Origin of the sequence: Bradyrhizobium sp. CCBAU 11434 (assembly GCF_028128895.1) — a bacterium.
In the GTDB taxonomy this organism is placed as follows: Bacteria; Pseudomonadota; Alphaproteobacteria; order Rhizobiales; family Xanthobacteraceae; genus Bradyrhizobium; species Bradyrhizobium zhengyangense.
The window spans coordinates 158,286-180,571 of sequence record NZ_LBJX01000100.1; the positions used below are offsets into that span (position 1 = coordinate 158,286).

Annotated in this window: 21 protein-coding genes; 18 read left to right on the forward strand and 3 right to left on the reverse strand. The window is 64.0% G+C overall.

What is annotated here, in order from left to right; genetic code table 11:
- Positions 1-92 precede the first annotated feature (92 nt).
- The 10 genes from ccoN (at position 93) to XI06_RS33220 (ending at position 10,302) form a co-directional block, all read left to right on the forward strand.
- Positions 93-1,742: a cytochrome-c oxidase, cbb3-type subunit I gene (ccoN, locus tag XI06_RS33175; RefSeq protein WP_237863594.1), complete on the forward strand. Its 1,650-nt coding sequence runs from the start codon at positions 93-95 to the stop codon at positions 1,740-1,742.
- Between the two features lie 11 nt (positions 1,743-1,753).
- Entirely contained in the window at positions 1,754-2,488 is a 735-nt protein-coding gene (ccoO, locus tag XI06_RS33180; protein ID WP_237863595.1) for a cytochrome-c oxidase, cbb3-type subunit II, read from the forward strand.
- A 13-nt stretch (positions 2,489-2,501) separates the two neighbouring features.
- Complete coding sequence (locus XI06_RS33185; RefSeq protein ID WP_237889546.1) at positions 2,502-2,666, forward strand: cbb3-type cytochrome c oxidase subunit 3; 165 nt, start codon at positions 2,502-2,504, stop codon at positions 2,664-2,666.
- 6 nt (positions 2,667-2,672) lie between these two features.
- Positions 2,673-3,548 (forward strand): cytochrome-c oxidase, cbb3-type subunit III, encoded by an 876-nt coding sequence (gene ccoP, locus XI06_RS33190; protein ID WP_237863596.1) that lies wholly within the window; start codon positions 2,673-2,675, stop codon positions 3,546-3,548.
- A 121-nt stretch (positions 3,549-3,669) separates the two neighbouring features.
- Positions 3,670-5,136 carry a cytochrome c oxidase accessory protein CcoG gene (gene ccoG, locus XI06_RS33195; RefSeq protein WP_237863597.1) on the forward strand — a complete coding sequence of 489 codons (1,467 nt, stop codon included), beginning with the start codon at positions 3,670-3,672 and terminating at the stop codon, positions 5,134-5,136.
- 15 nt (positions 5,137-5,151) lie between these two features.
- A complete protein-coding gene (locus tag XI06_RS33200) occupies positions 5,152-5,637 on the forward strand; it encodes a FixH family protein (protein ID WP_237863598.1) in 486 nt (161 codons plus the stop codon).
- 10 nt (positions 5,638-5,647) lie between these two features.
- Positions 5,648-7,837 carry a cation-translocating P-type ATPase gene (locus tag XI06_RS33205; RefSeq protein WP_237863599.1) on the forward strand — a complete coding sequence of 730 codons (2,190 nt, stop codon included), beginning with the start codon at positions 5,648-5,650 and terminating at the stop codon, positions 7,835-7,837.
- Complete coding sequence (gene ccoS / locus XI06_RS33210; RefSeq protein ID WP_128961986.1) at positions 7,837-8,007, forward strand: cbb3-type cytochrome oxidase assembly protein CcoS; 171 nt, start codon at positions 7,837-7,839, stop codon at positions 8,005-8,007. Before XI06_RS33205 ends, ccoS begins: the two co-directional genes overlap by 1 nt.
- Before the next feature lie 128 nt (positions 8,008-8,135).
- Positions 8,136-9,278 (forward strand): patatin-like phospholipase family protein, encoded by a 1,143-nt coding sequence (locus XI06_RS33215; protein WP_237889549.1) that lies wholly within the window; start codon positions 8,136-8,138, stop codon positions 9,276-9,278.
- 73 nt (positions 9,279-9,351) lie between these two features.
- Positions 9,352-10,302 carry an oxygenase MpaB family protein gene (locus XI06_RS33220; RefSeq protein ID WP_237863601.1) on the forward strand — a complete coding sequence of 317 codons (951 nt, stop codon included), beginning with the start codon at positions 9,352-9,354 and terminating at the stop codon, positions 10,300-10,302.
- Positions 10,303-10,325: 23 nt separating this feature from the next.
- Here the strand turns inward: XI06_RS33220 and glgA are convergent, their stop codons facing one another.
- Complete coding sequence (gene glgA, locus XI06_RS33225) at positions 10,326-11,741, reverse strand: glycogen synthase GlgA (protein WP_271607296.1); 1,416 nt, start codon at positions 11,739-11,741, stop codon at positions 10,326-10,328.
- Positions 11,742-11,935: 194 nt separating this feature from the next.
- Here glgA and XI06_RS33230 point away from each other — a divergent pair, with 194 nt between their 5' ends.
- The 8 genes from XI06_RS33230 to XI06_RS33265 all read left to right on the forward strand — a co-directional run bounded on the left by XI06_RS33230 (position 11,936) and on the right by XI06_RS33265 (position 20,942).
- On the forward strand, positions 11,936-13,132 hold the full coding sequence (locus XI06_RS33230; protein ID WP_237863603.1) for a CaiB/BaiF CoA transferase family protein: 1,197 nt from the start codon (positions 11,936-11,938) through the stop codon (positions 13,130-13,132).
- A gap of 127 nt (positions 13,133-13,259) precedes the next feature.
- Positions 13,260-14,804 (forward strand): ABC transporter substrate-binding protein, encoded by a 1,545-nt coding sequence (locus XI06_RS33235; protein ID WP_237863604.1) that lies wholly within the window; start codon positions 13,260-13,262, stop codon positions 14,802-14,804.
- A gap of 7 nt (positions 14,805-14,811) precedes the next feature.
- Entirely contained in the window at positions 14,812-15,762 is a 951-nt protein-coding gene (locus XI06_RS33240; protein ID WP_237863605.1) for an ABC transporter permease, read from the forward strand.
- Positions 15,749-16,618, forward strand: coding sequence for an ABC transporter permease (locus XI06_RS33245; protein WP_237863606.1), 870 nt, complete (start codon positions 15,749-15,751; stop codon positions 16,616-16,618). Before XI06_RS33240 ends, XI06_RS33245 begins: the two co-directional genes overlap by 14 nt.
- Positions 16,615-17,607, forward strand: coding sequence for an ABC transporter ATP-binding protein (locus tag XI06_RS33250; RefSeq protein ID WP_237889551.1), 993 nt, complete (start codon positions 16,615-16,617; stop codon positions 17,605-17,607). Before XI06_RS33245 ends, XI06_RS33250 begins: the two co-directional genes overlap by 4 nt.
- On the forward strand, positions 17,604-18,575 hold the full coding sequence (locus XI06_RS33255) for an ABC transporter ATP-binding protein (RefSeq protein WP_237870476.1): 972 nt from the start codon (positions 17,604-17,606) through the stop codon (positions 18,573-18,575). Before XI06_RS33250 ends, XI06_RS33255 begins: the two co-directional genes overlap by 4 nt.
- Before the next feature lie 79 nt (positions 18,576-18,654).
- Entirely contained in the window at positions 18,655-19,722 is a 1,068-nt protein-coding gene (locus XI06_RS33260; protein ID WP_237870478.1) for an alcohol dehydrogenase, read from the forward strand.
- Between the two features lie 140 nt (positions 19,723-19,862).
- The gene (locus XI06_RS33265) at positions 19,863-20,942 is read left to right on the forward strand and encodes an isocitrate/isopropylmalate dehydrogenase family protein (RefSeq protein WP_237863610.1); all 1,080 of its coding nucleotides are present in this window, start codon (positions 19,863-19,865) and stop codon (positions 20,940-20,942) included.
- Positions 20,943-20,987: 45 nt separating this feature from the next.
- Here the strand turns inward: XI06_RS33265 and XI06_RS33270 are convergent, their stop codons facing one another.
- Positions 20,988-21,266: a hypothetical protein gene (locus XI06_RS33270; RefSeq protein ID WP_237863611.1), complete on the reverse strand. Its 279-nt coding sequence runs from the start codon at positions 21,264-21,266 to the stop codon at positions 20,988-20,990.
- A 113-nt stretch (positions 21,267-21,379) separates the two neighbouring features.
- The gene (locus tag XI06_RS33275) at positions 21,380-22,195 is read right to left on the reverse strand and encodes an enoyl-CoA hydratase (RefSeq protein ID WP_237870482.1); all 816 of its coding nucleotides are present in this window, start codon (positions 22,193-22,195) and stop codon (positions 21,380-21,382) included.
- Positions 22,196-22,286 lie beyond the last annotated feature (91 nt).

Genomic DNA, 22,286 nt, shown 5'->3' on the forward strand with positions numbered 1-22,286 from the left:
ATGAACAGAAATCCATCTATCTTGATTTCAATCAATTCCTCGCGAGGGTGAATGTGGTTTCTGGCGGCGTGTTCTTTCAGAGAGAATCCGCGATGCCCCAGCCCTCCATCTCCAAATCAATGACCATCGGTGAAAGCGGCTTGGCTGTCGTGTTCGCAGTCACCGCGTTCCTCTGCGTGATCGCCTCGGCCAAGGCGCTCGACGCGCCCTTCGCCTTCCACGCCGGGCTCAGCGCGGCGGCGAGCCTGGCCGCGGTGTTCTTCATCTTCAACCGCTACTACGATCGCCCCGCGGCGCTGCCGCCTGCGGAGATCAATGGCCGCCCCAACTACAACATGGGCCCCATCAAGTTCTCCTCTTTCATGGCAGTGTTCTGGGGCATCGCGGGCTTTCTGGTCGGACTGATCATCGCCTCGCAATTGGCCTGGCCCGCTCTGAACTTCGACTTGCCCTGGATTCAATTCGGCCGGCTACGGCCGCTGCATACCTCGGCCGTGATCTTCGCCTTCGGCGGCAACGTCCTGATCGCGACGTCGTTCTACGTGGTCCAGAAGTCGTGCCGTGCCAGGCTTGCCGGCGATATCGCGCCCTGGTTCGTCGTGCTCGGCTACAACTACTTCATCCTGATCGCCGGCACGGGCTATCTGCTCGGTGTCACGCAGTCGAAGGAATATGCCGAGCCGGAATGGTATGCCGACCTCTGGCTGACCATCGTCTGGGTCACCTATCTGCTCGTCTTCCTCGGCACGATCCTCAAGCGCAAGGAACCTCACATCTTCGTCGCGAACTGGTTCTATCTCGCCTTCATCGTGACGATCGCGGTTCTGCATCTCGGCAACAATCCCGCGCTGCCGGTGTCGTTCCTGGGCTCGAAATCCTACATCGCCTGGGGCGGCATCCAGGATGCGATGTTCCAATGGTGGTACGGCCACAACGCGGTCGGCTTCTTCCTCACCGCCGGCTTTCTCGCCATCATGTATTATTTCATTCCGAAGCGCGCGGAGCGGCCGATCTATTCCTACCGGCTCTCGATCATCCATTTCTGGGCGCTGATCTTCCTCTACATCTGGGCTGGCCCGCACCATCTGCACTACACCGCGCTGCCGGACTGGACGCAGACGCTCGGCATGACCTTCTCGATCATGCTGTGGATGCCCTCCTGGGGCGGCATGATCAACGGCCTGATGACGCTGTCGGGTGCGTGGGACAAGCTGCGGACTGACCCCGTGCTGCGCATGCTCGTCGTCTCCGTCGCCTTCTACGGCATGTCGACCTTCGAGGGACCGATGATGTCGATCAAGGTGGTCAACTCGCTCAGCCACTACACCGACTGGACCATCGGCCACGTGCATTCCGGCGCGCTCGGCTGGGTCGGCTTCGTCTCCTTCGGCGCACTGTACTGCCTGGTGCCGTGGGCGTGGAATCGCAAGGGCCTCTACAGCCTGAAGCTCGTCAACTGGCACTTCTGGATCGCAACGCTCGGAATCGTGCTCTACATCTCGGCGATGTGGGTGTCCGGCATCCTCCAGGGCCTGATGTGGCGCGCCTATACCTCGCTCGGCTTCCTCGAATATTCCTTCATCGAGACCGTCGAGGCGATGCATCCCTTCTACATCATCCGTGCCGCCGGCGGTGCGCTGTTCCTGATCGGCGCGCTGATCATGGCCTACAATCTGTGGATGACGGTTCGCGTCGGCGAGCAGGAAGTCCAGATGCCCGTCGCTCTTCAGCCGGCGGAATGAGGAGCAACACCATGTCGTTCTGGACACGCCACCAAGTCTTCGAAAAGAACTCGATCATCCTGGTCGTCGGCATTCTGCTGGTGATCGCGATCGGTGGTCTCGTCGAGATCACCCCGCTGTTCTACCTCAAGAGCACGATCGAGGTGGTCGACGGCGTCAGGCCCTACACGCCGCTCGAACTGGCGGGGCGCAACATCTACGTCCGCGAAGGCTGCTATCTCTGCCACTCGCAGATGATCCGGCCGCTGCGCGACGAGGTCGAGCGCTACGGCCACTTCTCGCTCGCCGCCGAAAGCATGTTCGACCACCCGTTCCAGTGGGGCTCGAAGCGCACCGGTCCTGACCTTGCCCGCGTCGGCGCCAAATATTCCGACGACTGGCACGTCACCCATCTGACCAATCCGCGTGCGATCGTGCCGCAGTCGGTAATGCCGGGTTATCCGTTCCTCAGCTCAACGGAAGTCGATCCGGAGACCATCGCCGATCACATGCGTACGCTGCGGACCGTCGGCGTTCCCTATACCGACGACCAGATCGCCAACGCGGCCGCCGACATGAAGGCCCAAGCCGATCCCGACAATGCCGGCGCGGATGCCTTCACCAAGCGCTACGCCAAGGCCGTCGTGCGTAATTTCGACGGCAAGACCGGAACGCCGACCGAGATGGACGCGCTGATCGCCTACTTGCAGATGCTCGGCACTCTGGTCGACTTCAAGCTCTACAACGAGAAAGCCAATCTTCGCTGAGAAGGCATCACCGATGAAAGCCATCCTGACACTCGACAATCTCGCATCCAGTCTCGTGACCACGATCTGGACGCCGGTCTTCGTCGCGATCTTTCTCGCGATCATCGCCTACGCATTCTGGCCCCGCAACAAGGCCGGCTTCGACGAAGCAGCCAGTCTGCCGTTGCGGGAGGAGTAAGAGATCATGACCGATCATCAAAGTGAATTCGATTCCGTCACCGGCAGGTCCACGACCGGGCATGAGTGGGATGGCATCAAGGAGCTCAACACGCCGCTGCCGCGCTGGTGGGTGATTACATTCTATCTCACCATCATCTGGGCGATCGGATACTGGATCGTCTATCCGGCTTGGCCGCTGATCTCCAGCAACACGCGCGGTGTGATCGGCTACTCGTCGCGCGCCGACGTCGCGGTCGAGCTCGCCAACCTTGAGAAGATCAGGGGCGACAAGATGGTGGCGCTGGGCGCGGCCTCGCTGGCCGACATCGAGAAGGATCCGGCTTTGCTGGCGCTCGCCCGTGCCAAGGGCAAGACCGTGTTCGGCGACAATTGCGCGCCGTGCCACGGCTCTGGCGCGGCCGGCGCCAAGGGCTTTCCGAACCTGAACGACGACGACTGGCTGTGGGGCGGCACGCTCGACCAGATCATGCAGACCATCCAGTTCGGCGCACGCTCGGGTCATGCCAAGACCCACGAGGGCCAGATGCTCGCCTTCGGCAAGGACGGCGTGCTGAAGCCGGACGAGATCGTCACGGTGGCCAATTATGTCCGCTCGCTGTCGGGTCTTCCGACCCGAAAGGGCTACGACGCTGCCAAAGGCGAGAAGATTTTTGCCGACAATTGCGTCGCCTGCCACGGCGACGGCGGCAAGGGCAACCAGGAACTCGGCGCGCCGAACCTGACCGACAAGATCTGGCTCTACGGCTCGGACGAGGCAATTCTGATCGAGACAATCACGAATGGCCGTGCCGGCGTCATGCCGGCCTGGGAAGGGCGGCTCGATCCCGCCACCATCAAGGCGATGGCGGTTTACGTCCACTCGCTGGGTGGTGGAAAATAGCCTGAAAACTGACGATCGGCGGCAGGCGGGGGCGAATAAAATCGCCCCCGTTTGCGCTGGATCAACGGACCCAGCGACGTCGGGTCTAGGTTTAATCGCACCTCCCGAGGCGACTTGAGCGATGAACAAGACCGTGAACCCGAAAGACCTCACATCGGATGATGACTACGGGCCGCTCTACGCAGCCCGCAAGAAGGTCTATCCCCAGAGCGTCTCCGGCACCTTCCGCCGGATCAAATGGGGCCTGATGGCGTTTTGCCTCGGCGTCTACTACTTCCTGCCTTTCGTGCGCTGGAACCGCGGCCTTGGTGCCCCCAGCCAGGCGGTGCTGATCGATCTTCCCAACAGCCGCTTCTACTTCTTCTTCATCGAGCTGTGGCCGCAGGAGGTCTATTACTTCACCGGCCTCCTGATCGTTGCCGCCGTGGCGCTGTTCCTGATGAACTCGGTCGGCGGCCGCATCTGGTGCGGCTATCTCTGCCCGCAGACGGTCTGGACTGATCTGTTCTACGCCGTCGAGCGCCTGATCGAGGGCGACCGGCGCGAGCGGATGAAGAAGGATGCGTCGAAAGATCCGATGAAGCTCGAGCGCATCTCCGAGATCGTGCTCAAGCATTCGATCTGGCTGCTGATCGCCTGGTGGACCGGCGGCGCCTGGGTGCTCTATTTCAACGACGCGCCGACGCTGGTAAAGGAGCTCGTCACCTTCCAGGGACCGATGATCGCCTATATCTGGATCGGCATCCTGACCGCAACGACCTACGTGCTCGCCGGTTACATGCGCGAGCAGGTCTGCACCTATATGTGCCCGTGGCCGCGCATCCAGGCCGCACTCACCGACGAATGGGCGCTCAACGTCACCTATCGCTACGACCGCGGCGAGAAGCGTACATCCGTGAAGAAGGCCGCCGAGCTGCGCGCGCTCGGTGAGCAAGTCGGGGATTGCGTCGACTGCTACCAATGCGTCGCGGTTTGCCCGACCGGCATCGACATCCGCAACGGGCCGCAGCTCGAATGCATCCAGTGCGGGCTCTGCATCGACGCCTGCGACAACGTCATGACCAAGATCGGCCGGCCAACCCGCCTGATTGCCTACGACAACGACATCAACATCCACCGCCGCCAGGAAGGCAAAGCGCCGATCTATCGGATCGTCCGTCCGCGCACCATGGTCTACAGCGCGATCATCGCGGCGGTCGGCGGCTTCATGATCTATGTGCTGGCGACCCGCACCCTTCTCGACATCAACGTGCTGCACGACCGCAACCCGGTTGCGGTCAGGCTCAGCGACGGGTCGATTCGCAATGCCTACACTGCGCGGCTTTTGAACAAGAGCGGACATGATCGCGTGATTGCGATCGATATCGATGGCCCGGTCAATTCGACGATCCATGTCGTCGGTGTTGATTCCGTGACGCCGGACCGCCCGATGATCGTGATCCCCCGCGACTCTACCAGCGAGCTGCGCCTGCTCGTCACCGCGCCGGCCGAGGGCAATCAGGAGAAGTCGATCCCGGTTCGCTTCCGCGTCACGGATATCGGACTCGGCGAGGCTGCATCCACCACAGACAATTTCGTCGCGCCGTAGGACCAGGAGACTGAAATGGCAACCAAGCCGCTGACCGGAACAAAGGTCTTCCTGATGCTCGTCGCCTTCTTTGGCGTCGTGATCGGTGTCAACGTCACCATGATGAAGCTCGCGATTGCGACGCTGCCCGGCACTGATGTCGACAGCCCCTATGCCGCCGGCCTCGCCTATGATCGCGAGATCGCGGCGGCACAGGACCAGGCCGCGCGCAAATGGCAGGTCAACGCCCACATCGAGCGTCGCGCCGACGGCAATGCCGTGCTTCAGGTCGAGGCGCGTGACGCAGCGGGCCAGCCGGTCACGGGATTGAAATTCGGCGGGCGCCTGGAACGGCCGACCGACAAGCGCGCCGATCTCGCGGTCGAACTCGCGGAGGCCGGCATCGGCATCTATCGCGGCAATGCCGCTTCCGTCGCGCCGGGCCAATGGGATCTCGTCATCGAGGGCGATGCCGCGGGTGAGCGCGTATTCCTGTCGCGCAACCGCGTGATCCTGAACTGAAGGTCGCGCCATGCAGGTGACACGCGATTTCTCCCACTACGTCCGCGCCGCGGGCGCAGGCGTTCAGCACATCGACCTCGCGGTCGAAGGCGTTCACTGCGCCGGCTGCATGGCCAAGATCGAGCGTGGCCTGTCCGCGATTCCCGATGTCACGCTGGCGCGGGTGAACCTTACCGACCGGCGCGTCGCGCTGGAATGGAAAGAGGGTACGCTCGATCCCGCCCGCTTCATCGACCGGCTCGAGGAACTCGGCTACAAGGCCTATCCCTACGAGACCGAGAGCGCGGAAGCGACTGAAGTCGCGGAATCGCGTTTCCTGCTGCGCTGTCTCGGCGTTGCCGCTTTTGCCACCATGAACGTGATGATGTTGTCGATCCCCGTGTGGTCGGGCAACGTTTCGGACATGCTGCCCGAGCAGCGCGACTTCTTCCACTGGCTGTCGGCGCTGATCGCGCTGCCGGCCACGGCCTATGCCGGACAGCCTTTCTTCCGCTCCGCTTGGCGGGCGCTGTCGAACAAGACCACCAACATGGACGTGCCGATCTCGATCGGCGTGTGCCTTGCGCTCGGCATGTCCGTGGTCGAGACGATCAACCACGCCGAGCACGCCTATTTCGACGCGGCGATCATGCTCCTGACCTTCCTGCTGGTCGGCCGCTTCCTCGACCAGAACATGCGGCGGCGGACGCGCGCGGTCGCCGGCAACCTGGCGGCGCTGAAGGCGGAGACAGCGGCGAAGTTCGTCGGGCCCGATGAGATCACCCAGGTGCCGGTTGCAGCGATCAACCCCGGCGACATCGTGCTGCTGCGGCCGGGCGAGCGCTGCGCCGTCGATGGCACCGTGATCGAGGGACGCTCCGAAATCGACCAGAGCCTGATCACCGGCGAGACGCTCTATGTCACGGCCGACCATGGCACCCCGGTCTATGCCGGCTCCATGAACATCTCAGGCACGCTTCGGGTGCGGGTTTCGGCCGCGTCGGAGGCTACGCTGCTCGCCGAGATCACGCGGCTGCTCGACAACGCCCTTGCCGCGCGCTCGCGCTACATGCGGCTCGCCGATCGCGCCTCGCGCCTCTATGCGCCGGTGGTGCATGCGACGGCGCTCATCACGGTTCTAGGCTGGGTCATCGCAGGTGCGAGCTGGCACGATGCGATCATCACTGGCGTTGCGGTGCTGATCATCACCTGTCCCTGTGCACTCGGGCTTGCGATTCCGACCGTGCAGACGGTGGCCTCGGGCGCGATGTTCAAGGCCGGTGTGCTGCTCAATTCCGGCGATGCCGTCGAGCGTCTTGCCGAGGCGGATCACGTCATCTTCGACAAGACCGGCACGCTGACGCTGCCCGATCTCGAGGTCACAAACGCAGCCGATATTCCCGCCGATATTTTCGAACTTGCCGGCCGGCTTGCGCTGTCGAGCCATCATCCGGTCGCTGCCGCGGTCGCGCAGGCTGCGGGTGCAAAGTCTCCGATCGTGGGCGCGGTCGAGGAGGCCGGGCAGGGCGTCCGAGCCGTGGTGGAGGGTGTCGAGGTGCGGCTTGGCCGGCCGTCATTCTGCGGCGCCGAGGCTCTGGTCGCTCACGCCACGCTGGATCCCGAAGCCTCCGTCGTGGCCTTCAGCAAGGGCGACGAAAAATTCATCCTCTCGGTGCGGCAGGGCCTACGGCCGGATGCGCAGGCCGTGATCGCTGCGCTGAAGGATCGCAACATCGGCGTCGAGATCCTCTCCGGCGACCGGGAGCCCGCGGTGATTGCGGCAGCCCACGCGCTCGGCATCGCCGAATGGCGCGCCGGCGTCACGCCCGCGGACAAGATCGCACGGATCGAGGAGCTGAAGCGACGCGGCACCAAGGTCCTGATGGTCGGCGACGGCATGAACGATGCACCCTCGCTGGCGGCAGCCCATGTTTCGATGTCACCGATCTCGGCGGCACATCTGAGCCAGGCCACCGCCGATCTCGTCTTCCTCGGCCGGCCGCTGGCCCCGGTCGTCGCGGCCATCGATTCCGCGCGCAAGGCCCTGCACCTGATGCGGCAAAACCTCTGGCTTGCAATCGCCTATAATGTGCTGGCCGTGCCGGTCGCGATCAGCGGCGTGGTGACGCCCTTGATTGCCGCAGCCGCCATGAGCGGATCCTCGATCCTGGTCATGCTGAACTCGCTGCGGGCCCGCAGCGCCTCACGGGAGATCGTGTGATGGAGATCCTGGTGATCCTGGTGCCGCTGGCGCTGATGCTTGGAGGGGCGGGCCTTGCCGCCTTCCTCTGGTCGCTCCGCAGCGGGCAGTACGACGATCTTGACGGCGCCGCCTGGCGGGCGATTGCGGACGACGACCCGCCGCCACAAGAGGCGCCAGCAAAGCGTTAACGCATCCTTGGTTCCGTAAGCTTTCTGCACTCCCCTCCGAACGATGGTTGCTGGACGGCCGATGGTCGTCGGGCGTAACAATGTGGAGGATTTTGCGTAAGGCTCTCTGGAGCAGGAGTGCGTCGGGCATGCAAGGAAATGCCATTGTGTGCAGGCCGAGCGACCTGCCGGGACAGGTCGTGCTGGTGCTGCAAGGCGGCGGCGCGCTCGGGGCCTATCAGGCGGGCGTCTACCAGGCCCTGCACGAGGCGGGCATCGAGCCGGACTGGGTGATCGGCACCTCGATCGGCGCCATGAATGCCAGCCTGATCGCCGGCAATGCGCCGCAAGACCGGCTCGCGCGCCTGACGGAATTCTGGAAGCGGATGGAGCAGAAGCCGGTCTGGCCTCTACCAACAGGCATTCCCGGCTTCGATGACACGCTTGCATATTGGTCGACACTTGCCCACGGCATTGCCGGATTCTTCCAGCCCAATCCGCTGGCGCATGCCGGCGAGTCCTTCCCGCTGGGGGCCGATCGCGCCGGCTATTATTCGACCGCGCCGCTGGAGAGCACGCTGGCCGAGCTGGTCGATTTCGGCCGCGCCAATCGCGGCGCGCCGCGCCTCACGGTTGGTGCTGCGCATGTCGGCACCAGCCAGATGCGCTATTTCGACACGCGCGACTGCGAGCTGACCGTGAAGCACGTGATGGCCTCTGGCGCGCTGCCGCCGGCCTTCCCGGCGGTACGCATCGACGGCGAACTTTATTGGGACGGCGGCATTCTTTCGAACTCGCCGACGGAAGCCGTGTTCGACGACAATCCGCGCCGGAATTCGCTGATCTTCTCCGTGCATCTGTGGAATCCCGTCGGCGCCGAGCCGACGACGATGAGAGAGGTCCTGACCCGGCACAAGGACGTGCAATATTCCAGCCGGATCACGAGCCAGATCGAGCGCCAGCAACAGGCCCATCGCCTGCGCCACGTCATCAACCAGCTTGCGGAGCGATTGCCCGAGGGCGAGCGCGATGATCCCGCGGTGAGGGAGTTGATCGGCTATGGCTGCTCGACGCGCATGCATGTCGTGCGGCTGCTGGCGCCGCAGCTCGAGCGCGAGACCCATACCAAGGACATCGACTTCAGCCTATCCGGCATCAAGCAGCGCTGGGACGCCGGCTATGCGCATACAAGGTCGGTGCTGGCGCGTGCGCCGTGGATCGGCGAGTTTGATCCGTTATCGGGCGTCGTGCTGCACGAGCATATCGACGAGATGCCGCTGGCGGCGGAGTAGCGGTTCGCTTCATCGAATTGCCACAGGCCTTGTGGATCGTCGGCTCCGATCCATCGCCAGAAAGGCTCTGCAAGTGGTGTCCGCGAACGATCTCGAACTGGCTCTCGATCAGGTCCGCGCGCGTGCGGCGGGCCCGGTGCCCGGCGTGTTCGGTCCTGACACGGTCACCTGGCGGATCGACCGCGAGGCCGTGATCTTTCTCGGCGCCGGCCGCGCGCTTCTGCTTCAGCTCGCCCATCCCTGGGTCGCCGCCGCCATCGCCGAGCACTCCAAGACCTTTGCCGATCCGATCGGGCGCTTCCATCGCACCTTCGATATCGTCTTTGCCATGGTGTTCGGCTCGCTCGACCGGGCCATGCAATCGTCGCGTCAGCTGCACCGGCGCCATAGCATGATCGTTGGCGAGATGCCGGAGACCGTCGGTCCGTTCGCGGCAGGCTCACGATACTGCGCCAACGACATCCCCTCTCTGCGCTGGGTTCATGCGACGCTGGTCGAGACTGCGCTGATGGCGCACGATCTGGTTCTGCCGCCGCTCTCGACGGAGGAGCGCGAGCGCTACTGGACCGAGAGCCGGACTTTCGGTGCGTTGTTCGGGTTGACGGGCGACGATCTGCCGGCGGATTGGTCCGGCTTCGCAGGCTACACGGCAGCGATGGCGCAGTCGGACACGCTGACCGTCAGTCCAGCCGCACGCGAGATCGCCGGGCAGATCTTTGGCGGCGCGCGTCCGTGGCTGCGGCCGCCGCGATGGTATCGCGCACTCACGGCGAGCCTGTTGCCGGAGCGCCTGCGCACGGGCTTTGGGTTTGAGTTCGACACGCGCGACAAGAGTGCGGCCGACAACGCCCTGGGTTGGATCAAGGGCATCTATCCGAAGCTACCTGACCGGCTTCGCTACGTCGGCCCTTATCAGGAAGCACAGGCGCGCTTGCGGGGAGAGATCCAGCCGGATTGGATGACGCGCTGTCTCAATCGCGCCTGGATCGGCCGGCCGCAGATGGATGTGCGCGGGAAGGGGTGACGGGGCGTTGAGTGGCGTACGCCTCACGCCGTCGCCAGCTTCCGATACAGCTTGCTGTAGCTTCCCGCCGAGATGCTCCACGAGAACGACCGGCCCATGGCGCTGCGGCGCATGGTGTCGAGCTGGTCCTGGGCCATGAACGCCTCGAAGGCGCGGCGGACGCCGCCGAGGAAGGACTCATGCGAGGGCCGCGAGAACAGGAAACCGGTCTCGCCGTCGGTGATGGTCTCGGCAAGGCCACCGGTCTGGTGGCCGATCGGCAACGAGCCGAAGCGCTGGGCGTACATCTGGCTGAGGCCGCACGGCTCGAACCGCGACGGCATCAGGGTGAAATCGCTGCCGGCGAAGATGCGGCGGGCCTGGGCGTCGTTGAAGCCGATGGCAACGCCGATGGCGTCGGGGCGGCGGCGATGCGCGTTGATCAGCGCCTGCTCGAGCGCCGGCTCACCGGAGCCGGTGACCACGATCTGTCCGCCGGCGTCGATGATCTCGTCGGCGGCTGACAGCACGAGGTCGATACCCTTCTGGTGCACGAGGCGCGCGACGATGCCGAACATCGGTCCGCGCGAGACCGCGAGGCCAAACTGCTTGCGCACATAATCCGCATTGGCCTTCTTGCCGACCCAGTCGCCGGCACCGAATTGTTGGGCGAGCTGGGCGCAGGAGCGCGGGTCCCAGCTCTCGTCGATGCCGTTGAGGATGCCGGTGAGCTCGGACGCATCCGAGCGGACGCGCAGCAGGCCTTCGAGGCCGCAGCCGAATTCCTCCGTGGTGATCTCGCGCGCATAGGTGCCGCTGACGGTGGTGAGGTGCGAGGCGTAGACGAGGCCTGCCTTGAGGAAGGAGAGCTGGTCGTAGAACTCGACGCCGTCGATGTGGAAGGAGCTTTCGGGGACGCCGATCCGCCGCAGCGACTCCTTTGGGAAGAGACCCTGATAGGCGAGGTTGTGAATGGTCAGGATCGACGGCAGCTTGGCGCCGCGCCAGGCGAGGTAGGCCGGTACGAGTGCGGCCTGCCAGTCATTGGCATGGATCAGGTCTGCTGCCCAATTCTTGTCCAGCTTGCCCATGGCAAGCTCAGCGGCAGCTGAAGCAAAGCGCGCGAAACGGATGTCGTTATCGGGCCAGTCGTGCCCGGACTCGTCGCCATAGGGGTTGCCGGGGCGATCGTAGAGTTGCGAGCACAACAGCACATAGACCGGCATTCCGTCCTTGGTCGCGGCCCGTCCAAGCGAACAGGCCGGCATCTCCGCAAGTGCCGGGCAGCGTCCAACGATCTGAATATGCGTGAGTTGCTCGATAATGTCGCGATAGCCGGGCAGCATGATCCGGATATCGGCGAAGGGGCGGAGCGCTCTTGGAAGGGCAGCGGAAACGGCACCAAGTCCGCCGACGCGGACAAAGTCGTCCATCTCTGTCGTAACGAATAAGACCCTCAAGAACCGATGCCCTCATCCGATCCCGATTGCTGCTATGCAAGATCGGGTCCAGTTGCCCCTGGAAATCTCAGCCTGCCCATGAGACGCGTTCGTTCGGTAAGACTTTCCTACTCAGCTGCCGCCATCTAGGGTCGGCGCATCAACAAGAGAGAAGAACGATAGTTCCTAAGGGACGGGCCAAGGACTAAGCAGGAATGCAGCTACCAGATAAGCACGAAGCGACGACGACAAAGGCCTTTGCAGGCCTCAGGGTCCTGGATTTTTCGACCACGATCGCCGGTCCCCATTGCGCGCGGATGCTGGCCGACATGGGCGCCGAGGTCATCAAGATCGAGACCGACGAGGGCGAGACGATGCGGACGCGTCCGCCGCTGCGCAAAGGCTACAGCACCGTGTTCGGCCAGCTCAATGTCGGCAAGAAGAGCGTGGTGCTCGATCTCAAGTCCGAGGACGGACGGGAGGCGGTGCGGCGTCTGGTCGCGACCGCAGACATCCTGGTCGAGAATTTTCGCCCGGGCGTGATGCGCCGGCTGCGGCTCGACTACGACAGCCTCCGCCCCGTCAATCCCAGGCTGATCTACTGCTCGATCTCGGGCTACGGCCAGACCGGTCCCTCGGCCGAGCTGCCGGCCTACGCGCCGGTGATCCATGCGGCCTCCGGCTACGACATGGCGCATCTCGCCTACCAGCCCGGCCGCAACAGGCCGGACTATTGCGGCATCTACCATGCCGACGTCGTCACCGGGACCTATGGTTTTGGTGCGGTCGCGTCTGCGCTCTATCAGCGCAGCGTGAGCGGGCTCGGCCAGCATATCGACGTCTCCATGCTGGAGTCGATGCTCACGCTGACGGTGGTCGAATTGCAAAGCTCGCAATTCGCGGTGAAGCCGCCGCCGCGTCCGATGTTCGGCCCGACCGAGACCGCCAATGGCTACGTCATGATCACGGTGGCGAGCGAAAAGACCTTTCAGGCCTTGATGGGTGTGATCGGCCACCCCGAATGGATATCCGATCTGCGCTTTGCGTCCTACGCCCCGCGGCGCGAGCATTGGGCCGACATGATGGACGGCGTCGAAGCGTGGTCGAAGCAGCTCACGACCGCCGCATGTCTTGTCGTCCTCAGTGCCGCCGGCGTGCCGGCTGCGGCCTACCGCACGATCAAGGAAGCGCTTGACGATCCGCAGCTCGCGCATCGGCAGGCGCTTTCATCGGTGGAGGACGGCGGCGGCTCGTTCAAGGTCCTCAATCTGCCATTCCGGATGACGGGGGCGGATACGAGGCCGTGCAAGACAATCTCGGCGCTCGGAGAGCACACGCGCGAACTGCGCGAGGAGATCGGTCTCGCCAATGATGGGGCAATTCCGTCAGGCAAAACAGAAGCGATCAGCTGAGCGCATCAGGCCGCATATAAGCGGCATCGAACCCGTGTGTTCCTCTTGCCGTCGCGAGCATTTGTCGCCAATCTCGCCCTTGTCATTCAACGATCCGAAACATCGGACGAGGATCCCGGGAGGAACCATGACGAACATCGCTGCCGCGGCGTGCAAACGCGCGCCGATTTTCCTTGCTGCGGCATTTGCGTTCCTTCCGTTGGCCGGGCCCGCGCAGGCGCAGAAGGCGGGCGGCAGCATCACCGTGGGGCTGGAGCTCGACGTTCCTGGCTTTGATCCGCTGAAGGTCGGCGTCTATGACGCGGCCGCGCTCACCCCGGCAGCCGCCATCTTCGACACGCTGACCTATCTCGACGACAAGGGAGAGGCGCAGCCCAAGCTTGCGCTGTCCTGGACGCATTCGGACGACTTCAAGACCTGGACGTTCAAACTGCGCCCCGGCGTCAAATTCCACGATGGTACGCCGTTCAACGCCGAGGCTTACAAGGCCAATTTCGACCGGCAGAAGGATCCTGCCAACAAGTGCCGATGCGCATTCTACATCGCTGCAGTCAACAACGTTCAGGCGCCCGACGAACTGACGGTCGTCTACAATCTGAACGATCCTTCGGTGAATTATCCGACGCTGGTGTCCTATCCCCACCAGAACGCCGCAGTGCATTCGCCGACCGCCTGGAAGACCAAAGGTGACGACTACAACCGGAACCCGGTTGGCACCGGGCCCTACATTCTGAAGTCATGGACTGCCGGCGATCGCATGGTGCTGGAGAGGAATCCCGATTATTGGGACAAGGACAAGGTCTATCTCGATCGCATCATCCTGAAGCCGCTGCCCGACGCGCAATCGCGCTTTGCAAGCCTGCAGTCGGGCGAAGCCGACGTCATCTGGGATGACGAATACGATCCCGACAACATTCAGAAGGCTCAGAAGGATCCGAAGCTGACCGTCCACAGCTATACGGGCTCGGGCGCTCAGGTCTACGCCATCAATACAAAGGCGCCGCCGTTCGACGATATCAGGGTGCGGCAGGCGCTGGTGATGGCGATCGACCGCAAGAAGATGTCGCAGGCGATCACCAACGGGCTCGCCAAGCCGGCGACAAACCCTTACGGCGACGGCTCATGGGTCAAGTGCAAGGATGACGGCGCATTGCCGTTCGACGTTGCGAAGGCCAAGGCCCTGATCCAGGAGTATGGCAAGCCGGTCGAGTTCAAGACGGTGGTCACGGCCACGCCGCGCGGTCGCATCGTTGGACAGGTGTTGCAGCAATTCTGGAAGAATATCGGCGCCAGCATGGAGCTTGACCAGGTCGATCAGGCGACGATTCCACCACGCGCCTTCATGCGGCAATTCCAGGTTATCCCATGGCGCATCGTCGACCTCGCCGATCCCGATCCGCAGATGTTCGCCAATTTCCACACCGGCAGCCCGGTCGCGCTGGCAAACTATTCGAATCCGGAGCTGGACAAGCTCCTCGAGCACGCGCGTGTGACCGCCGAGGTCGACAAGCGTATTGAGGATTACTGTGCAGCCACACGCATGATCAACAAGGAAGCCATCTGGTTCTGGACCTTCCAGAACACGTATTACGCGGTATCCAGCGCCAACATCAAAGGACTGCCCAAGATGTACAGCGGGATGATCGACGTGTCCCGCGTCTGGAAAGAATAGCTCGCGCATGGTCGCCTTCATTGCGCGCCGCTTCCTGTATGTCGTGCCGGTCCTGCTCGCTGTCTCGCTGCTGACCTTCCTGATCGCTTCGTTGCTGCCGGGCGATCTCGCCTATGTCATCCTCGGCGATCAGGCGACGCCTGAGAAGGTCGCGGCGCTGCGCCACGACATGGGGCTCGACCAGCCGCTGTGGTGGCGTTACCTGAGCTGGCTCGGCCACGTTCTTCAGGGCGATCTTGGCCGCTCGTTCCGCACCGGGCAGACCGTGCTGCAGGCGGTCTCCGAGCGAATCCCGGTTTCGCTCGAGCTGATGTTGATGGCCGAATTCATCGGGCTCCTGATCGGCGTACCCGTCGCCATTGCCTGCGCCGCGCGCGCCGGCAGCGCGTTCGACCGGTTCATGACCGGCAGCGCCTTCGCGATGCTGTCGATGCCGTCCTTTCTGGTCGCGATCCTTCTGATCTATCTGTTCGCAGTGGAGCTGCACTGGCTGCCGGCGACCGGCTATGTGCCGTTCACTGAAGAACCGCTCGCCAATTTGCGCTTCTTCGTGCTGCCGGCGCTGACACTGGCGCTGGCGGAATGGCCGGGCATCATGCGCGTGCTGCGCTCCGACATGATCGCAACCTTGCAGGAAGACTACATCGCGCTGGCCAAGGCCAAGGGCCTGAAACCTTCGCGCATCCTGTTCGTGCACGCGCTGAAACCGTCGTCGCTGACGCTGGTAACGGTCACAGGCATCAATATCGGTCGCCTGCTTGGCGGCACCCTGATCGTGGAATCGATCTTCGCGCTGCCGGGCATCGGCCGGCTGCTGGTCGGCGCAATCTACACCCGCGACCTCGTCATCCTCCAGGGCGTGGTGCTGCTTGTGGCCTGCGGCTTCGTCATCGTCAATTTCATCGTCGACATGCTTTACGCCGTGCTCGATCCAAGGATCCGCCATGGCCACGCTTGAGCTTTCGATGCGAGATGAGGTTGCGGCGCCAACGACGCGCAGGCGCAAGCCTGGCTTGCTGTTCTGGATCGCGAGCCTCTGGCTTGCCGTCATCATCGCGCTTGCGATTCTCGCGCCGGTGCTGCCGCTGCAAAACCCCGTCGACATGGACATGCTGGAGCGCCGCGCCGCGTTCTCCAGTGAGCATTGGCTCGGCACAGACGGCCTTGGCCGAGACGAGCTTGCCCGGCTGATCTTTGGCGCGCGCGTGTCGCTGACAGTTGGACTGATCGCCCCAATGATCGGTCTTGGCATCGGCGGCGCGCTGGGCCTCTTCGCCGGCTATTTCCGCGGCCGGTTCGAGACGCTGGTGGTCGGCAGCATGGATGTGCTGTTGGCCTTTCCACCGCTGATCTTCGCGCTCGCGGTAACAGCGTATCTCGGCCAGTCCATTCCCAATCTCACCGTCGTTCTCGGTGTGCTCGGTATTCCCGCCTTCATGCGTGTGGCGCGCGCGGCGACTCTGTCGCTGGCGCGGCGCGAGTTCGTGATCGCGGCCGAGGCGCTCGGCGCCAGCCACGCGCGCATCCTGCTGCGTGAGCTCTTGCCAAACGTGGTCCTGCCGCTGCTTGCCTTCTTCCTGCTCGGCGTCGCCGTCACCATCGTGGCCGAGGGCGCGCTGTCATTCCTCGGCCTCGGCGTGCCGCCGCCGATGGCGAGCTGGGGCAGCATGATCGGCGAGGGGCGCGACAGTCTCGATGTTGCGCCGCGGCTCGCCTTCCTGCCGGCGGTCGGACTGTTCTTGACGGTGCTGGCCTTCAACCTCGTCGGCGACACCATGCGGGCGCTCACCGACCCGCGTCAGGGGGCGCTGTGAGCCCGCCGCTTCTGACCATCGAGGACGTCGCCGTCGAGCTGCCGACGCCGCGCGGAAACTTACGTGCCGTCGATCATGTCGATCTGTCGCTGGAGCCGGGCCGCACGCTCGGGATCGTCGGCGAATCCGGCTGCGGCAAGACCATGCTCTCGCGCGCAATCCTTCAACTGCTGCCGAAGAAGGCCAAGCTCTCCGGACGCGTGATGTTCGATGGCCGGGATCTGGTTCGTCTTGCGCCCGAAAGCCTGCGGCGCCTGCGCGCCCGCGACCTGGCGGTCGTGTTCCAGGATCCCATGACCTCGCTCAATCCGGTGCTCACCATCGGCACCCAGTTGATGGAGACGATCCAGGAGCACCTTGAGCTTGATGCGCCGGCCGCGCGGAAGCGTAGCATCGAACTGCTTGCGGCTGTCGGCATTCCCGCGCCGGAGCAGCGGCTGGCGCAATATCCGCACCAATGCTCCGGCGGCATGCGTCAGCGTATCGCCATTGCGATCGCGCTGTCCTGCGAGCCGAAACTGCTGATCGCGGACGAGCCGACCACCGCGCTCGATGTCACCATCCAGTCGCAGATCCTCGATCTGCTTGCGCGCGAGCAGCGCCGACGCCATATGGCGATGATCATCATCACCCACGATCTCGGCGTCGTCGCCGGCCGCGCCGATGAGGTCGCGGTGATGTATGCGGGCAGGGTGGTGGAGCGTGCGCCGACACAGGCCTTGTTCAAGCGCATGCACATGCCTTACACCGAGGCACTTCTGGCGGCGATCCCGAAGCTGGAGACCGCGCCGCACACGCCGCTGCCGGCCATTTCCGGCCGCCCGCCCGATCCGACGCGACCGCTCAAGGGGTGCTCTTTCGCGCCGCGCTGCCGCTATGCTGCGGGGCGTTGTCATGCGGCCAAGCCCGAATTGAAAAGCGCCGAGATATCAGGGCATCTCTATGCCTGCTTCCACCCGATCCAGATGGCGGAAGGGATGAGCGCATGACGCAGCTTGCCGTGCGCGACGCGCCGCTGTTGAACGTCGACAATCTCGTCGTCGAATATGGTCTCGGCAACAAGGTTGTGCACGCGGTGTCAGGGGTCAGCCTTCACGTTGCCCGCCGCGAGACGCTGGGGCTGGTCGGCGAATCCGGCTGCGGCAAGTCGACGTTGGGGCGCGCGGTGCTGCAGTTGCGCCGCGCCAAATCCGGCCGCGTGCTGTTCGACGGTGAGGACCTCACCGCGATGGAAGGAGAGGCGCTGCGCAAGATGCGCCGCCGCGTGCAGCTGATCTTCCAGGATCCGATCGCCTCGCTCAATCCGCGCCGGCGCATCGGCGACATCGTCGCCGAGCCGCTGATCATCGCCGGTGTCAAGGATGCGGCCGAGCGCAAACGGCGCGTTATCGAGGTGCTCGCTGCGGTCGGGCTCGATCCTGATCTCGTGGCGGGACGCCTGCCGCACGAATTCTCCGGCGGCCAATGCCAGCGCATCTGCATCGCGCGGGCGCTGGTGCTCAATCCGGAATTCGTCGTCTGCGACGAACCGGTCTCGGCGCTCGATGTCTCCATCCGCGCGCAGATCCTCAACCTGCTTGAGGAGATGAAGGCGCGGTTCGGGCTGACCTTGCTGTTCATTGCGCATGACCTTGCCGTGGTGAAAGCCGTCAGCGATCGCGTCGCGGTGATGTATCTGGGCCGGCTCTGCGAGGTCGCCCCGTCGGAACAATTGTTTGCGAGACCCGCGCATCCCTACACCGCGCTGCTGCTGCAAGCGATCCCGGTGCCTGATCCAGATGTTCGTCCCCCCGAGAGCGTGGCGATCGGCGAGCCGCCGTCGCCGATTGCGCCGCCATCCGGCTGCCGCTTTCGCACCCGCTGTCCGCGCGCGGATCAGCAATGCAGCGCGGAGATACCGGAGCTACGCGAGGTCGCGCCCGGCCAGCTCGCGGCTTGCCACCATCCACTGGCCTGAACTAAGACGCCTCTTAGGTTTGTCTCGCCCGGCCGCCCATGGCATGGTGGCGCGACAACAAGCATGCCGGGAGGACGCCATGAAGAGTTTCAAGGTCGCCGATTTCAAGGCGCCGCTGCAGGAGTTCGACGAGGCGACGCCGCAGCCCTCGGGCACGCAGGTGCTGATCAAGGTCAAGGCCGCCGGCGTCTGCCACAGCGACCTCCACATCTGGGAAGGCGGCTATGACCTCGGCCACGGCCGCAAGCCGCTGTCGCTGAAAGACCGCGGCATCAACCTGCCGCTGACCATGGGCCACGAGACCGTTGGCGAAATCCTGGCGTTCGGCCCCGATGTGAAGCCGACCGACCAGGGCGATCTCAAGCTCGGCGATGTCGGCCTGGTCTATCCCTGGATCGGTTGCGGCAAATGCGCGACGTGCCTTGCCGGCGATGAGAACATGTGCCTGACGCCGCGCTCGCTCGGCGTCTATTGCGACGGCGGCTATTCCGATCACATGCTGGTGCCGCATCCGCGCTATCTTCTCAATCTTAGAGGGCTCGATCCCGCGTCGGCGGCACCGTATGCCTGCTCGGGCGTCACGACCTACAGCGCACTGAAGAAGGTCGAGCAGCATTTTGATACGCCGATCGTGATGTTCGGCGCCGGCGGCCTTGGCTTGATGGCGCTGTCGCTCTTGAAGGCGATGGGCGGCAAGGGCGCGATCATGGTCGACATCGACGCGAGGAAACGCGAAGCGGCGGAAAAGGCCGGCGCGCTCGCCACCGTTGACCCCAAGGCGCCGGACGCGCTGGAGCAACTGGCGAAGAAAGCAGGTGGTCCGATCCGCGCCGTGATCGATCTCGTCGGCAATGCCGCGACGACGCAGCTTGGCTTCGACTGCCTCACCAAGGGCGGCAAGCTCGTCATCGTCGGCCTGTTCGGCGGCGGCGCGACCTGGGCCCTGCCGCTGATTCCGATCAAGGCGGTGACGATCCAGGGCAGCTACGTCGGAAACTTGCGCGAAACGCAGGAGCTGCTTGACCTCGTGCGAGCCAAGAAGATCCCGCCGATCCCGGTGACCACGGCTCCGCTCAACAAGGCCAACGACGCGCTGTTGCAGTTGCAGCAGGGCGCGGTGGTGGGACGCACGGTGCTGACGCCGTAGTCTTCATTCGCTCTCTCCTCTGTCATTGCGAGCGTAGCGAAGCAATCCAGAAATCCCTCCGCGGACGCAGTCTGGATTGCTTCGTCGCAAGAGCTCCTCGCAATGACGAGGTAACACCTCCTTCCACTCGGGAAATCACCATGTCCGCAAACAACGCCTTCCACATTGCCGTGCTCGCCGGTGACGGCATTGGCCCTGAAGTCATGGCGCCGGCGCTCGAAGTGCTGCGCAAGATCGAGACGAAATCGGACTTGCGCTTCCGCTTCACGGAGGCACCGGCCGGCGCCAACAATTATCTCGCAACCGGCAAGTCGATGCCTGACAGCACGATCAAGCTGTGCGAACAAGCGGACGCAATTCTGCTCGGCGCCTGCGGCCTGCCGTCGGTACGCTACCCCGATAACACCGAGATCGCGCCGCAGATCGAGTTGCGCTTCATCTTCGATCTCTATGCCGGCGTGCGCCCGGCTCGTCTCATTCCGGGCGTGCCGAGCCCGATCGTCGGCGCCGACAAGCGCGGCATCGATCTCGTCGTGATCCGCGAATCCACCGAAGGGCTGTTCGCCTCGATGGGCAAGGGCGTGGTCACGCATGAAGACGCGCGCGAGACGCTGGTCATCACGCGCAAGACCTCGGAACGGCTGTTCGAGTTCTCTTTCCGCCTCGCCGAGCGCCGCAAGGCGCGCGGCAAGCCGGGGTCGCTGGCCTGCGTCGACAAGGCGAATGTGTTCAAGGCGTTCGCCTTTTTCCGCCGGATCTTTGACGAGACCGCCGAGCGGCATCCCGACGTGAAGACGGATCATCTCTATGTCGATGCCTGCTCGGCGATGCTGGTCAAGCGTCCCTGGGATTTCGACGTGATGGTAATGGAGAACATGTTCGGCGACATCGTCTCCGACATCACCGCGAGCCTGATCGGCGGTCTCGGCATGGCCCCTTCGGCCGACATCGGCGATAAATACGCCGTGTTCCAGCCATGCCACGGCACCGCGCCTGACATCATGGGGCAGGGCAAGGCCAATCCCACCGGCATGATCCTGTCGGCGGCGATGATGCTGGATTGGCTCGCGGACAAGCACGGCGTCGAGAGCGCGGCGGAGGCCGGCGAAACAATCGAGCGCGCGGTGGACCAAGTCTATGCCGGCGGCCTCAAGCCGATGGAGTTTGGCGGCAGCAGCGGCACGGCTGACATCACGAAGGCGGTGCTGGGGGCGCTGTAGTCGAAACGCACCTATGAGAAAGGGGCCTTGCGGCCCCTTCATTGCTTACCAGCGACGCCAATGGCGGTGGCCCCAGCCGGGGCCATAACCGTAGAAACGTCGCGGTCCGCCATAGTAGCCGTAGGCGCCGTAATAGTTCGGACGCCACCAGCAGCGGCCCCAGGCATTGCAGACCATCCGTACCTGATCGACATGCGCGGCCGGGCCGCCGGCGACCTGATCGGCCTGCGGAATGCCGTTCGGCATCGCCGCTAGCGCTTGTCCCGACGCCAGCGCAGCGCTGCCGAGCGCAGCCAGACCAAGAACAGCAAGTTTGAGTGTCATCGCGATCTCCCTCGTTGGTGGCGGGAGAACCTGCGGCGGATCAATTGGTTGCTATCGCGATGCGGAGAGGCGAGGAATTTAATCTTCGTGAATGAAGGTTCAGCTTCAGGCCGTCACTTTCCCTGGAACTGCGGCTTGCGCTTCTCCATGAAGGCCTGCCGGCCCTCACGGAAATCGGCGCTGTCCATGCAAGCGGTGCCGATCGCCTTGATGGCGCCCAGGTCGCGCGCGCTTTCGTCTTTCAGCACTTCTGCGATGGTGATCTTGGCGGCCTTGATCGCGAGCGGTGCGTTCTGCGAGATCGTCAGCGCAATGGCCATGGTCTCGCCCCAGAGCTGGTCGTCCGGGATCACGCGTTCGACGAGGCCAATGCGCAGCGCCTCGGTGGAATCGATGCGCATGCCCGTATACATCAAGAGCCGCGCCCAGGACGGGCCGACCAGCGACACCAGATGCTTCAAGCCGTCATAGCCATAGGCGATGCCGAGCTTCGCCGCGGGAATGCCAAACTGGCTGTCATGCGCTGATATCCTGATGTCGGCGAGCATCGCGACCTGCATGCCGCCGCCGAGACAGAAGCCCTGGATGCAGGCAATCGTCGGCTTGGGGTATTCGGCGAGCAGCGCGCGCTGGGCGGCACTGCGCTTGCCGTATTCTTCAGAGGCGGCTGCGTTGTGCCTGACCTTTTCGAACTGGCTGATGTCGGCGCCCGATACGAACGCCTTGCCGCCGGCGCCGCGCAGGATCACGACGCGCACGGCATCGTCATCGCGCAACGCCGTCAGCGCCTCGCCAAATCCCTCCCACATCTCCAGCGACATCGCGTTGCGCTTGTCTGGATTGTTGAAGGTGATGACGCCGACGCCGTCGGTGATCTGCATGAGGATCTTGCCGTCGGCGTACGGAGTATTTTGGGACAGATCAGGCATCGCGCGCTCGCTTGTCGTTTGGCGAGGCGCAATGTTCGACTTTGGCGAGGGACGGGTCAACCGCGGCAGGGCAGGGGGCTCCGCATCCGCC

Bases quoted from the DNA above. Each gene is read 5' to 3' on its own strand.
- XI06_RS33205 (WP_237863599.1), top strand. From the start codon at position 5,648: ATGCAGGTGACACGCGATTTCTCCCACTACGTCCGCGCCGCGGGCGCA.
- ccoN (WP_237863594.1), top strand. From the start codon at position 93: ATGCCCCAGCCCTCCATCTCCAAATCAATGACCATCGGTGAAAGCGGC.
- XI06_RS33230 (WP_237863603.1), top strand. From the start codon at position 11,936: ATGCAGCTACCAGATAAGCACGAAGCGACGACGACAAAGGCCTTTGCA.
- XI06_RS33200 (WP_237863598.1), top strand. From the start codon at position 5,152: ATGGCAACCAAGCCGCTGACCGGAACAAAGGTCTTCCTGATGCTCGTC.
- XI06_RS33275 (WP_237870482.1), bottom strand. From the start codon at position 22,195: ATGCCTGATCTGTCCCAAAATACTCCGTACGCCGACGGCAAGATCCTC.
- XI06_RS33255 (WP_237870476.1), top strand. From the start codon at position 17,604: ATGACGCAGCTTGCCGTGCGCGACGCGCCGCTGTTGAACGTCGACAAT.
- XI06_RS33260 (WP_237870478.1), top strand. From the start codon at position 18,655: ATGAAGAGTTTCAAGGTCGCCGATTTCAAGGCGCCGCTGCAGGAGTTC.
- ccoO (WP_237863595.1), top strand. From the start codon at position 1,754: ATGTCGTTCTGGACACGCCACCAAGTCTTCGAAAAGAACTCGATCATC.
- XI06_RS33270 (WP_237863611.1), bottom strand. From the start codon at position 21,266: ATGACACTCAAACTTGCTGTTCTTGGTCTGGCTGCGCTCGGCAGCGCT.
- XI06_RS33235 (WP_237863604.1), top strand. From the start codon at position 13,260: ATGACGAACATCGCTGCCGCGGCGTGCAAACGCGCGCCGATTTTCCTT.
- XI06_RS33240 (WP_237863605.1), top strand. From the start codon at position 14,812: ATGGTCGCCTTCATTGCGCGCCGCTTCCTGTATGTCGTGCCGGTCCTG.
- ccoG (WP_237863597.1), top strand. From the start codon at position 3,670: ATGAACAAGACCGTGAACCCGAAAGACCTCACATCGGATGATGACTAC.
- XI06_RS33265 (WP_237863610.1), top strand. From the start codon at position 19,863: ATGTCCGCAAACAACGCCTTCCACATTGCCGTGCTCGCCGGTGACGGC.
- XI06_RS33245 (WP_237863606.1), top strand. From the start codon at position 15,749: ATGGCCACGCTTGAGCTTTCGATGCGAGATGAGGTTGCGGCGCCAACG.
- XI06_RS33185 (WP_237889546.1), top strand. From the start codon at position 2,502: ATGAAAGCCATCCTGACACTCGACAATCTCGCATCCAGTCTCGTGACC.
- ccoP (WP_237863596.1), top strand. From the start codon at position 2,673: ATGACCGATCATCAAAGTGAATTCGATTCCGTCACCGGCAGGTCCACG.
- XI06_RS33215 (WP_237889549.1), top strand. From the start codon at position 8,136: ATGCAAGGAAATGCCATTGTGTGCAGGCCGAGCGACCTGCCGGGACAG.
- ccoS (WP_128961986.1), top strand. From the start codon at position 7,837: ATGGAGATCCTGGTGATCCTGGTGCCGCTGGCGCTGATGCTTGGAGGG.